Annotated in this window: 8 protein-coding genes; 3 read left to right on the top strand and 5 right to left on the bottom strand. The window is 72.0% G+C overall.

What is annotated here, in order from left to right:
• Positions 1-233 precede the first annotated feature (233 nt).
• Positions 234-1994, bottom strand: coding sequence for an acyl-CoA dehydrogenase family protein (locus FFT10_RS24625; RefSeq protein WP_228027298.1), 1761 nt, complete (start codon positions 1992-1994; stop codon positions 234-236).
• A gap of 124 nt (positions 1995-2118) precedes the next feature.
• On the opposite strand from FFT10_RS24625, the gene FFT10_RS24630 reads away from it, so the two are divergent.
• A complete protein-coding gene (locus tag FFT10_RS24630) occupies positions 2119-3537 on the top strand; it encodes a DUF1800 domain-containing protein (RefSeq protein ID WP_162520913.1) in 1419 nt (472 codons plus the stop codon).
• Positions 3538-3552: 15 nt separating this feature from the next.
• A complete protein-coding gene (locus FFT10_RS24635; protein ID WP_137735543.1) occupies positions 3553-4752 on the top strand; it encodes a DUF1501 domain-containing protein in 1200 nt (399 codons plus the stop codon).
• A 10-nt stretch (positions 4753-4762) separates the two neighbouring features.
• On the opposite strand, the gene FFT10_RS24640 is transcribed toward FFT10_RS24635, so the two are convergent.
• Entirely contained in the window at positions 4763-5731 is a 969-nt protein-coding gene (locus FFT10_RS24640; RefSeq protein ID WP_137735544.1) for a DMT family transporter, read from the bottom strand.
• 130 nt (positions 5732-5861) lie between these two features.
• Between FFT10_RS24640 and FFT10_RS24645 the strand changes: the two genes are divergently transcribed.
• Positions 5862-7010 carry an aminotransferase class V-fold PLP-dependent enzyme gene (locus FFT10_RS24645; RefSeq protein WP_137735545.1) on the top strand — a complete coding sequence of 383 codons (1149 nt, stop codon included), beginning with the start codon at positions 5862-5864 and terminating at the stop codon, positions 7008-7010.
• Positions 7011-7029: 19 nt separating this feature from the next.
• Here FFT10_RS24645 and FFT10_RS24650 read toward each other — a convergent pair whose 3' ends face one another.
• From FFT10_RS24650 to FFT10_RS24660, 3 genes are all read right to left on the bottom strand, one after another.
• Positions 7030-7989: a Bug family tripartite tricarboxylate transporter substrate binding protein gene (locus FFT10_RS24650; protein WP_162520914.1), complete on the bottom strand. Its 960-nt coding sequence runs from the start codon at positions 7987-7989 to the stop codon at positions 7030-7032.
• 100 nt (positions 7990-8089) lie between these two features.
• Positions 8090-9184: a hypothetical protein gene (locus tag FFT10_RS24655; RefSeq protein WP_137735547.1), complete on the bottom strand. Its 1095-nt coding sequence runs from the start codon at positions 9182-9184 to the stop codon at positions 8090-8092.
• 221 nt (positions 9185-9405) lie between these two features.
• Positions 9406-11139 carry an ABC transporter substrate-binding protein gene (locus FFT10_RS24660; protein ID WP_137735548.1) on the bottom strand — a complete coding sequence of 578 codons (1734 nt, stop codon included), beginning with the start codon at positions 11137-11139 and terminating at the stop codon, positions 9406-9408.
• Positions 11140-11155: the final 16 nt, after the last annotated feature.

An 11155-nucleotide genomic window follows, 5' to 3' on the forward strand; every position in this document is an offset into this window, starting at 1 on the left:
GTCGAAACCGAACGACGCCCCAGTCTTAACCCCGGGCTTGCTGGCCCAAAGAGGAAATCGGGGTCTGTCGGACGGGCTCCCTTCAGCGCGACGGGAGCGGTGAAAACAATACTAGGAGGAGTCCTATTCGCCGCTTGCGGCGTGTAGGACGGGGGACATGGAGCAAAACAGGCCCACCCGAGCCGGCGCGATCGCTCAAATCAAACGACTGCCAAGAGCCCAAACCGGGCACCCTAGCCCAGCAACTGCACAGCCTCCAACGCCTGATCCACCGAACCATCCACCGGCTCCAGCAGGTCCGCCAGCCAGTCCGGCTGCGCATCCAGCACCAGCGGATCCTGCGGCAGCAGGCGGGTGCGCAACGTCCACTGTGCGAGGCGCATGCGGCGGACACAGCCCATGCGGCCAGCCTCCCAGGCCATCGCCGTGGCGGTGGTGGCGTGGTACAGGGCTGACGCAGCCTGGCGGGCCTGGTGGTCGCCGGCCTTGCGGGCATCGGCCACCTGCTGCGCCACCGCGGCCACACGGGCCAGCGTGGAATCGAACACCGCCCGCGCCGCCGGATGCAGCGGCGTGCCGGCCAGCAGACGTTGCCAGTGCTGCTGCAGCACCGGCAGAGACCCTTCTCGCTGGATCGCACGGACCACATCCAGCGCCACGATGTTGCTGGTGCCCTCCCAGATCGAGCCCAGATGGGCATCGCGCAGCAGGCGCGGATCGGCCCATTCCTCGATGTAGCCGCAGCCGCCGCGCACCTCCATCGCGTCGCCGGTGACACGCCGCGCATCGCGGCAGGCGCGGAACTTGATCAGCGGCGTCAGGATGCGCGCCAGCGGGTAGGCGCCAGGCTCACCCGCATCGGCCCGGCGCAACGCCTCGGCGGTCTGGAACAGCATGCTGCGCGCCTGCTCGGTGGGCACCATCAGCTTCAGCAGCTGGCGGCGCATCAGCGGCAGGTCGATCAGGCGCTGGCCGAAGGCACGCCGCTCACGGGCGACGAACAGCGCCTCGGTCAACGCCCGGCGCATCAGGCCGGCGGCGCGCATGCCGTTGCTCAGGCGCGAGTTGTTGACCATGTCGGCCATCTGCTGAAAGCCGCGGCCGGCCTCGCCCACCAGCCAGGCGCGCGCACCCTCCATCCGGATCTCGCCGCTGGCCATCGACCGGCTGCCCAGCTTGTCCTTCAGCCGCAGGATGCGGTAGCTGTTGGCGCGGCCATCGGGCAAGGTGCGTGGCAGCAGGAACAGCGAGACGCCGGCCATGCCGGCCGTTGCGCCCGCCTTGGGGTCGTCGATGCGGGCCAGCACCATCGCCAGGCCGGCATCGGGATTGCTGCAGAACCACTTGTCGCCATGCAGGCGGTAGCCATCGCCGTCGGGCACGGCGCGGGTGGCGGTGGCCGCCACGTCGCTGCCGGCGCCCTGCTCGGTCATGAACATCGCGCCCTGCTGCAGGTCGTCGAACACCTGCGTGGTCAGCCCCGGCAGGTGGCGCGCCACCAGGTCGGCACTGCCGAACCTGCGCAGCGTGCGCGCCAGTGAATCGGTCATCGACAGCGGGCAGCAGAGGCCGAACTCGGCCTGCACGAACAGGTAGGTCAGCGCGTACTTGGCGGCCGCCGGCATCGGATCGGGCCAGCCCAGCACGCCGCCGCGGTGGCTCATCGCCGCCAGGCCCAGTTCGCTGAACGCCATGCGCTCCAGCGCCATGTAGTCCGGGTGCTTGAGGATGCGCTGCGCATCGATGCCGCTGCGGCTGCGGTGGGCCAGCGTCGGCGGGTGCTGATCGGCCGTCTGCGCCAGGGTGTCGAGCACGCCGCCGGCCAGGCCACCCAGGCGCTGCAGCGTGGGCTGCAGATGGGCCAGCAGATCGGCCGGCAGGTACAGCGGCAGCACCTGGGCCAGCACCGGGTCGGCGTCGTACAGGTTCTGGCCATGGGCATCCGGCACCGCATGGGCGGCAGCATGGCGGGCGGGCAGGTCGGACAGGTGCATGGGGGCTCCGGAATGTCGCGATCCAGTATCGGCAGGCCAGCCGACATCGGCCATCGGCACCTGCCCGGGCGCGCTTTGCGAATCTTCACCCCGCGGCGGCGCCGGGCGGTCCACACTGGCGGCCGTGTCCAACGCCGTTGCCGCCGCCATCGCCGCCCACCGCTTCGGCCTGGGCGAGGCCGACCTGGCGGTGGTGGGCGCCGATGCCACCGCCTGGCTGCTGGGTCAGACCGGCCCGGCCGAGCCGCAGCGCGGCAACGGCCTGGTCAGCGGCGCGCAGGGCCTGTCACGCCAGGCCGAGGTGCTGCAGGCCCAGCGCCAGCCGGCCATGGCCGATGCCCCAGCGCCGGGCGCCGCCGTAGCCGCGCCGCTGCGCGACATCGCCCAGGCCGATGTGCGCGCCCGCCTGGCCACCGCCGCCGCCAGCCGCCAGCCCTTCAACGAGCGGCTGGCGTTGTTCTGGGCCAACCACTTCACCGTCAGCCTGGCCAAGGCCGCCACCCGCGGCGCGGCCGGCGCCTTCGAGCGCGAGGCCATCCGCCCGCACATCGGCGGCCGCTTTGTCGACCTGCTGCGCGCCGCGGTGCAGCACGGCGCCATGCTGCGCTACCTGGACAACGACCGCTCGGCCGGGCCCGATTCGGCGGTGGTGCGCCGCCTGGCCCGCCGCGCCGGCAGCAACCCGCCGCGGCTGACCGGCCTGAACGAGAACCTGGCGCGCGAACTGCTGGAGCTGCACACCCTGGGCGCTGCCGGCGGCGGTGCGGCGGACGGCGGCTGGGGCGGCTACACCCAGGCCGATGTCACGGCCCTGGCCGCGGTGCTGACCGGCTGGCGCGTGCCGCCACCAGCCGCGCTGGCCGAGCCCGGCGCCGCCAGCGCCTGGTTCGATGCCGCCTGGCACCAGCCCGGGCCCAAGCAGGTGCTGGGACAGCGCCATCCCGAGGGCCCGGAGGGCCTGGAATCGGTGCTGCAGCAGCTGGCCGCCCATCCCAGCACCGCCCGCTTCATCGCCACCAAGCTGGCCCGCCACCTGGTGGCCGATGACCCGACGCCGGCGCTGGTGGCGCGGCTGGCCGACACCTTCCTGCAGACCGGCGGCAACCTGCCGGCCGTCTACCGCAGCCTGGTGCTGGCGCCCGAGTCCTGGGTGCCGCAGCCGGCCAAGCTGAAGACGCCGGAGGAGTTCGTGGTCAGCAGCGCCCGCCTGCTGCAGCTGGGTGATGGGGGTGGTGGCCTGGTGCAGCGCGCGCCCGACGCCGGCATCGGCGCGCTGGGCCAGCGCCTGCTGGCCGCACCCTCGCCCGCCGGCTGGCCCGACCGCGCCGAGGAGTGGCTGGGGCCGGATGCGATGTGGAAGCGGGTGGAATGGGCCACCCGCCTGGCCGACCGCCTGGGCGGCCAGATCGATGCCCGTGCACTGGCCGCCCGCAGCCTGGGCCCGCTGCTGACGCCGAACACCGCCCGCCAGATCGACCGCGCCGCCGACGGCCGCCAGGCCCTGGCCCTGCTGCTGCTGTCGCCCGACTTCCAGCGCCGCTGACCCTGGAGAGCCGCCATGCAACGCCGCCACCTGCTGCACGCCACCATCGCCACCACGGCGGCCGCCACCCTGGCGCCCTGGGCCCGCCTGAGCCTGGCGGCCGTGCCGGCTGCAGCCAGCGGCCGCCGTTTCGTCTTCGTCATCCTGCGCGGCGGCCTGGATGGTCTGACTGCCGTGCCCGCGGTGGGTGATCCGGCCTTCGCCGCCGCCCGCGGCCCGCTGGCGCAGCTGGGCGGCGCGCCGCTACCGCTGGACGGCGTGTTCGCCCTGCACCCGCTGCTGCCGCAGCTGCATGCGCTGTACGGCCAGGGCGAGCTGCTGGTGCTGCAGGCGGTGGGCCTGCCCTACCGCGAGCGCTCGCACTTCGATGCCCAGCAGGTGCTGGAAAGCGGAGGCAGCCGGCCGCATGAGCTGACCACAGGCTGGCTGGGCCGCGCCGTGGCCGCCACCGGCGCGGCACCGCTGGCCGCGGTGGCGCTGGAGACCGCCGTGCCGCTGGTGCTGCGCGGCCCGGCGGCGGTGGACACCTGGGCGCCGTCGGTGCTGCCCGAGCCCGGCGCCGACCTGGTCGGCCGGCTGGAGATGCTGTACCGCGACGACCCCGCGCTGGCCCAGGCCCTGGCCCGCGCCCGGCAGCTGCGCGCCACGCCGGGCATGGCCGCCAATCCGCCGGCCGAGCCCGGCGGCAACCGCGGCCCCGCGGTGCAGCTGGCCCGCAAGGCGGCCGAGTTCCTGCAGCACGGCAGCCAGGTGGCCGTGCTGGAGCTGGGCGGCTGGGATTCCCACGCCAACCAGGCGGTGCCGCAGGGCGCGCTGTCGGCCAACCTGCGCCGGCTGGACGACCTGCTGGCCGCGCTGCGCACCGGCCTGCTGGACCACGGCACCTGGGACCGCACCGCCGTGCTGGTGGCCACCGAATTCGGCCGCGAGGTCGCTGTCAACGGCACCGGCGGCACCGACCACGGCAGCGGCGGCGCAGCCTTCGTGCTGGGTGGCGCGGTGCGTGGCGGCCGGGTGCTGGCCGACTGGCCGGGCCTGGCGCCGAAGCAGCGCTTCGAGGGCCGCGACCTGCGGGTGACCACCGACCTGCGCGCCGCGATCCGCCCGCTGCTGACGGACCACCTGCAACTGCCCCGCGCGGCCATCGACAGCGTGGTGCTGCCCGGCAGCGCCGGCCTGCGGCCGCTGGACCTGCTGCGCGGCAACGCGGCCTGACCGGCCCGGCTCAGGCCGGGTGCGCGTCTGCGGCCAGCGGCTCCGGCTTGACCCGCAGCGCCCACACCACGCCGGCCACCAGCAGCACCACGCCCATGCCGGTGAGCAACGGCGGCACCGTGCCACGCAGCAGCAGCGCATAGGCCAGCGCCGCCAGCGTCTCGAAGACGATCAGCTGGCCCACCAGGGCGGTGGGCAGGCGCTGGCTGGCCTCGTTCCAGCACAACGTGCCCAGCCAGCTGGCCAACAGGCCGATGGCGAACATCAGCCCCAGGAACTCCGCCGGCCGGGGGCCGAAGGGCATCGGCAGGCTGCTGCCGCTGACCGCCGTCCAGGCCCAGAAGCCCAGGTAGCCCACCAGCGCCAGCGGCAGCGTGGCCACGCCCTGGGCGGTGGCCCAGGCGCGCGGATTGCGGTCGGGGTGGTGGCGCAGCCAGTCGGCATTGCGCAGCGGATACCAGGTCCAGCAGGCCACCGCACCCACCGTCAGCAGCGCACCCAGCGCATAGCGGCCGAAGTCGGCCTGCGGGTCGGCACGCAGGTGGGCCAGCTCCACCTGGTTGACGCAGGCGATGCCGGCGGCGATCAACGCCAGCGAGGGCAGCAGCTTCAGCCACGGCAGCTGGCCGTCGCGCCGGGCATCGCGCAGGTTGCTGCTGATGGCGATGACCACCGGCAGCGTGCCGATGATCATGGTGGGCAGCGGCCCGCCGGCCCGCGCGATGGCGCTGGCCAGGAACAGGTAGTACAGGATGTTGCCGACCAGGCCCAGCTTGGCGGCCTCGATCCAGTCGGCGCGGCTGAATTGGGCCAGGGTGCGGCGGTCCATCCAGGCCAGCGGCAGCGCGATCAGGCCGAAGGCCAGGTAGCGGCCGAAGCTCTGCAGCGCGGCGGGGTAGTCGGGCAGCAGCAGCGGGCCGATGAACACCAGGCCCCACAGCAGGCCGGCGCCCAGGGCAAAGAAGATTCCGGAAGCCATGTGGCCGAGGGTAACCCGGGTGCGCAACCCGCCACACCACCTGCCACCCCGCTGTCGTGGTGCGGTGCTAAGCTGGTTGCCCCCTCGGCCCGACCCGGGCGCGGGGCGCCCCGAACACCTGGAGACAACCATGCCCGGACTGCTGCCCACTGTCGACCCCGATGGCCTGCTCGAGTATTCGGTGGTCTACACCGACCGGGCACTCAACCACATGTCGGGCAAGTTCCAGGGTGTGATGCGCGACATCTCGGCCCTGCTCAAGGGCGTGTACAACGCCCGCTCGGCCATCGTGGTGCCGGGCAGCGGCACCTTCGGCATGGAGGCGGTGGCGCGCCAGTTCGCCACCGGCAAGAAGACCCTGGTCATCCGCAACGGCTGGTTCAGCTACCGCTGGACGCAGATCCTCGAGATGGGCGGCATCCCCGCCAGCAGCACGGTGCTGAAGGCCCGCCGCGTGGCAGAGCAGCACCAGAGCGCGTTTGCGCCGGTGCCCATCGCCGAGGTGGTGGCCACCATCCACGCTGAGCGGCCCGACGTGGTCTTCGCCCCGCATGTGGAAACCTCGGCCGGCATGATCCTGCCCGACGACTACCTGCGCCAGGTGGCGGCGGCCACCCATGCGGTGGGCGGGCTGTTCGTGCTCGACTGCATCGCCAGCGGCACCATCTGGGTGGACATGGCCGCCCTCGGCATCGACGTGCTGGTGAGCGCGCCACAGAAGGGCTGGAGCGGCCCGCCCTGCGCTGCCCTGGTGATGCTGGGCGAGGAGGCGCGCCAGCGCATCGACGCCACCACCAGCAGCAGCTTTGCCTGCGACCTGAAGAAGTGGCTGCAGATCATGGAGACCTACGAGGGCGGCGGCCATGCCTACCACGCCACCCTGCCCACCGATGCGCTGACCCAGGTGCGTGACGTGATGCAGGAGACCCAGGCCCGCGGCTTCGACCTGGTGCGCACGCAGCAGTGGGCGCTGGGCGAGGCGGTGCGCGCGGCGATGGAGCGGCGCGGCTTCAAGAGCGTGGCCGCCCCCGGCTTCAAGGCGCCCGGCGTGGTGGTCAGCTACACCGACGATGCCGGCCTGCACAGCAGCAAGGCGTTTGCCGCCCTGGGCCTGCAGACCGCCGCCGGCGTGCCGCTGCAGTGCGACGAACCGGCCGACTTCAAGACCTTCCGCATCGGCCTGTTCGGCCTGGACAAGCTGGCGGACGTGGCCGGCGCGGTGGCACGGCTGGAAGCGGCGCTGGACCAGCTGGCGCCGGCGGCCAAGCAAGCGGCCTGAGTTCGGCCGCTTCGCGGCCTCACTCGGGGTTCATCCCCGCATCCTTGAAGGCCTTGCCCCAGGCGCCCAGCTGCTCCTGCAGGAACTTGCCCATCTCGTCGGGCGTGGAGCCGGACAGCTCGAAACCCAGCGCGGCGATCTTCTCGCGCACCTCGGGCTTCTGCATCGCGTCGTTCAGGGCCTTGTTCATCTTCAACGCGATGTCGGCGGGCAGCTTGGCAGGACCGAACAGGGCCGCCCAGGTGCCGGCGGTGAACGGCGGCAGGCCGGCCTCGGCGCCGGTGGGCACATTCGGCAGCTGCGACCAGCGCGCCGGCAGCAGCACGGCCATGGCGCGCAGCTTGCCTTCCTTGATGTGCGGCAACGTGCTGGCTGGCGTGGCGAAGGTCATCTGCACATGGTTGCCCAGGATGTCGGTGACGGTGGGCGCCTCGCCCTTGTAGGGCACCAGGTTGGTCTCGGCCTTGGCCAGCTTGAGGTTGGTGTGCATCAGCTGGGTGACGCCCGAGTAGCTGCCGTAGCCCAGCTTGCCGGGGTTGGCGCGGGCGTAGGCCAGCAGCTCGTTCACATCCTTGGCCGGCAGCGTGGGGCTGGTCACCAGCACGTAGATGTAGCGGCCCACCAGCGACACCGGGGTGAAGCTCTTCACCGGGTCGTAGGGCGGGTTCTTCTTGAGCAGCGGCACCTGCATCATCGGCGTGTTGCTGGCCAGGAAGAAGGTGTGGCCGTCGGGCTCGGCACGGGCCACGAAGTCGCCGGCGATGGCGCCGTCGGCACCGGGCCGGTTCTCCACCAGCACGGTCTGGCCCAGGCTGGCCTGCAGCGACTGCGCCAGGATGCGCGCCACCGCGTCGGTGGACCCGCCCGGCGGGAACTGCAGCACGATCTTCACCGGCTTGCTGGGCCAGGCCTGGGCCCAGACCGGCGAGGAGGTGGCAGCAGCCAGGAGCAGGCACAGGGCGGACAGGAGGCGCTTCATCGGTGTGGGCGGGTGGGCTGGCGGAATGGCCAGCCGCATTCTGTGCAGCGGCTACCGCAGCCGGCCGTAGCCGAGGTGACAGCCCGCCGGCACCCGACGCTCAGGCCGGCTGCCAGCGCCAGCTCAGCCGCACCTGGGTCTGGCCGTCGGCCGCGGCAGGCAGGGTGGCAGAGGCGTTGCCGCCTCGGCGGTCCAGCTGCAGCAGGCGCTGCTGCAGCCAGGGGGCAGCCTCGTGCCAGTCCAGCGTGGAGCCGCCCACCTGGCGCTGCGGCGCGCGGCCCTGCTCGCTGCGCACCGCGGTGACCTGGGCCGACAGGCCCAGCACCGGGCTGGTGACCCACAGCCGGCCGTTGCGGGTGTCCAGCACCACCAGCTGGGTGCCGCAGGGAAAGCTGGCCGGCGCCCGGACATCGTCGGCCAGGCGGGTGGCGGTGAAGGCCACCGGGCCCTGCACATCGACGAAGCTGCCCTCGGCGCGCTCGTCCAGCGTCAGCTGGCCGGACGGGCGGCAGTCTTCCGCGGCGCGGAAGTGCAGGTAGGGCATCGCCACCTCGGCCTCGGGCGCATCGGCCTCGCCGCCGGCGCGCACACGGGCCTGGTTGATGCAGGCCTCGCGGGCCGCACCGGCCGGCTGCTGGCGCTCGCAGGCGCGCACGTCGGCACCGTAGGCCTGCAGCCGGGCCTGCACCGCGGCGCGGTCAGCGGGCTGGACGGCCGGGTGGGCCGCCACCTGCTGCGCGCTGAAGCGGGTGGCCTCGCGCATCAGGCAATCGCGGTCCTGGCCGCACTGGGCCTGCAGGCGCTGGGCCAGGGCCTGCATCGCCGCCAGGTCGGGCATGGGTGCGGCCGTGGCCTGGCCGCGGGCGGCCACCGCAGCCAGGCCGGCCTGCACCGTCTGCTGGGTGCGCTGGGCGGCGGCGAGCAGGCGCGCCGGCTCGTCGGGGTCGAGCGGGTTGGTGCCCATCGGCACGCCGTCGCCAACCAGGGTGATGGCGTACTCGGCGCGCTGGCGCAGCTGCACACGCGCCGTTTCGCTGCCGAACTGGGTGCGGGCCTGGCGCTGCAGTTCGGCGGTGAGGGTCAGGCGCATGGCCTGCTCGGCGGCTTCGGCCTGCATGGGGACGGCCCAGGCACTGATCAGCGCGACGACCAGGGTGACCGGCGTGACCAGCCGGTGCAGTGGAACGGGGAACATGGCGGCTCCTGTGGAGATGGGGGTGACGATGCCGCCATGGTGCCCAGCGCACCGCCCGCCCACATCGACCAAAGGAGCCATCGCACCGGCCACCGCGGGCCATGCGGCGACCGCGCGCCCCAATGAAACAGGCCGTGTGCCAGCCTTCGCCAGCACACGGCCTGTGCGTCCGGTCCGCACCAGACGGGAGCCCGGTGCGGCGGCGCTTCAACGGTCAGCGGTCAGCGCACCTTGCCGGCCTTCCAGGCGTTCAGCAGGGTGTCATAGGCGATGGTCTCGCCCTTGGGCTTCTCGTTGGCCAGCTTGGCCCACGGGGCGGCCTTGTCGCTCAGATACTTCTTCGGGTCTTCCTTCTTGTTGAGCTTGGGCGCGCAGCGGGCCATGCCGGCGCGTTCCAGCCGGGCCATCACGTCGTCCATCTCGTTGGCCAGGTTGTCCATGGCCTGCTGCGGCGTCTTCTCGCCGGTCACCGCCACGGCCACGTTCTTCCACCACAGCTGGGCCAGCTTGGGGTAGTCGGGCACGTTGGTGCCGGTGGGTGTCCAGGCCACGCGGGCGGGGCTGCGGTAGAACTCCACCAGGCCGCCCAGCTTGGGTGCCAGGTCGGTCATGGCCTTGCTCTGGATGTCGCTCTCGCGGATGGGCGTCAGGCCGACGATGGTCTTCTTCAGCGACGTGGTCTTGGCCGTCACGAACTGGGCGTACAGCCAGGCCGCGGCGGTCTTGTTCTCGTCATGCTTGTCGAAGAAGGTCCAGCTGCCCACGTCCTGGTAGCCGTTCTGCATGCCCTGCTTCCAGTACGGGCCGTTGGGGCCGGGCGCCATGCGCCACTTCGGCGTGCCGTCGGCATTGACCACCGGCAGGCCGGCCTTGGTCATGTCGGCGGTGAAGGCGGTGTACCAGAAGATCTGCTGCGCGATCTGGCCCTGGGCCGGCACCGGGCCGGCTTCGCCGAAGGTCATGCCGGTGGCTTCCTTGGGCGCGTACTTCTTCATCCAGTCGACGTACTTGGTGAGTGCGTACACGGCGGCCGGCGAGTTGGTGGCGCCACCCCGGGCCACGCTGGCGCCCAGCGGCGTGCAGCCGTCGGCGCTGGCGCGGATGCCCCACTCGTCCACCGGCTTGCCGTTGGGGATGCCGATGTCGGCGGTGCCGGCCATCGACAGCCAGGCATCGGTGAAGCGCCAGCCCAGCGACGGGTCCTTCTTGCCGTAGTCCATGTGGCCGTAGATGGGCTTGCCGTCGATGGTCTTGACGTCTTCGCTGAAGAAGGCGGCGATGTCCTCGTAGGCGCTCCAGTTCAGCGGCACGCCCAGGTCGTAGCCGTACTTGGCCTTGAACTTGTCCTTCAGGTCCTGGCGGGCGAACAGGTCGGCGCGGAACCAGTACAGGTTGGCGAACTGCTGGTCGGGCAGCTGGTAGAGCTTCTTGTCGGGGCCGGTGGTGAAGCTGGTGCCGATGAAGTCCTTCAGGTCCAGCCCGGGGTTGGTCCACTCCTTGCCCTTGCCGGCCATGTAGTCGGTCAGGTTCATGATCTTGCCGTAGCGGTAGTGGGTCCCGATCAGGTCCGAGTCGCTGATCCAGCCGTCGTAGATCGACTTGCCCGACTGCATCGAGGTCTGCAGCTTCTCGACCACGTCGCCTTCCTGGATCAGGTCGTGCTTGACCTTGATGCCGGTGATCTCTTCAAACGCCTTGGCCAGGGTCTTGCTCTCGTACTCGTGCGTGGTGATGGTCTCGCTGACCACGCTGATTTCCTTCACGCCCTTGGCCTGCAGCTTCTTGGCGGCTTCGATGAACCACTTCATCTCGGCCATCTGCTGGTCCTTGCTCAGCGTGCTGGGCTGGAACTCGTTGTCGATCCACTTCTTGGCCTCGGCCTCGCCGGCCCAGGCGCCGTGGCCCAGGCTGAGCGCCGCAGCGGCGAAGGCCACGGCATGCATGCGGTATTTCATCGGTGTGTCTCCTCAG

It is taken from the genome of Pseudaquabacterium pictum (genome assembly GCF_005403045.1).
In the GTDB taxonomy this organism is placed as follows: Bacteria; Pseudomonadota; Gammaproteobacteria; order Burkholderiales; family Burkholderiaceae_C; genus Pseudaquabacterium; species Pseudaquabacterium pictum.

Coding starts and splice junctions, on each gene's coding strand:
- FFT10_RS24645 (WP_137735545.1), top strand. CDS start 5,862: ATGCCCGGACTGCTGCCCACTGTCGACCCCGATGGCCTGCTCGAGTAT.
- FFT10_RS24655 (WP_137735547.1), bottom strand. CDS start 9,184: ATGTTCCCCGTTCCACTGCACCGGCTGGTCACGCCGGTCACCCTGGTC.
- FFT10_RS24660 (WP_137735548.1), bottom strand. CDS start 11,139: ATGAAATACCGCATGCATGCCGTGGCCTTCGCCGCTGCGGCGCTCAGC.
- FFT10_RS24625 (WP_228027298.1), bottom strand. CDS start 1,994: ATGCACCTGTCCGACCTGCCCGCCCGCCATGCTGCCGCCCATGCGGTG.
- FFT10_RS24640 (WP_137735544.1), bottom strand. CDS start 5,731: ATGGCTTCCGGAATCTTCTTTGCCCTGGGCGCCGGCCTGCTGTGGGGC.
- FFT10_RS24635 (WP_137735543.1), top strand. CDS start 3,553: ATGCAACGCCGCCACCTGCTGCACGCCACCATCGCCACCACGGCGGCC.
- FFT10_RS24650 (WP_162520914.1), bottom strand. CDS start 7,989: ATGAAGCGCCTCCTGTCCGCCCTGTGCCTGCTCCTGGCTGCTGCCACC.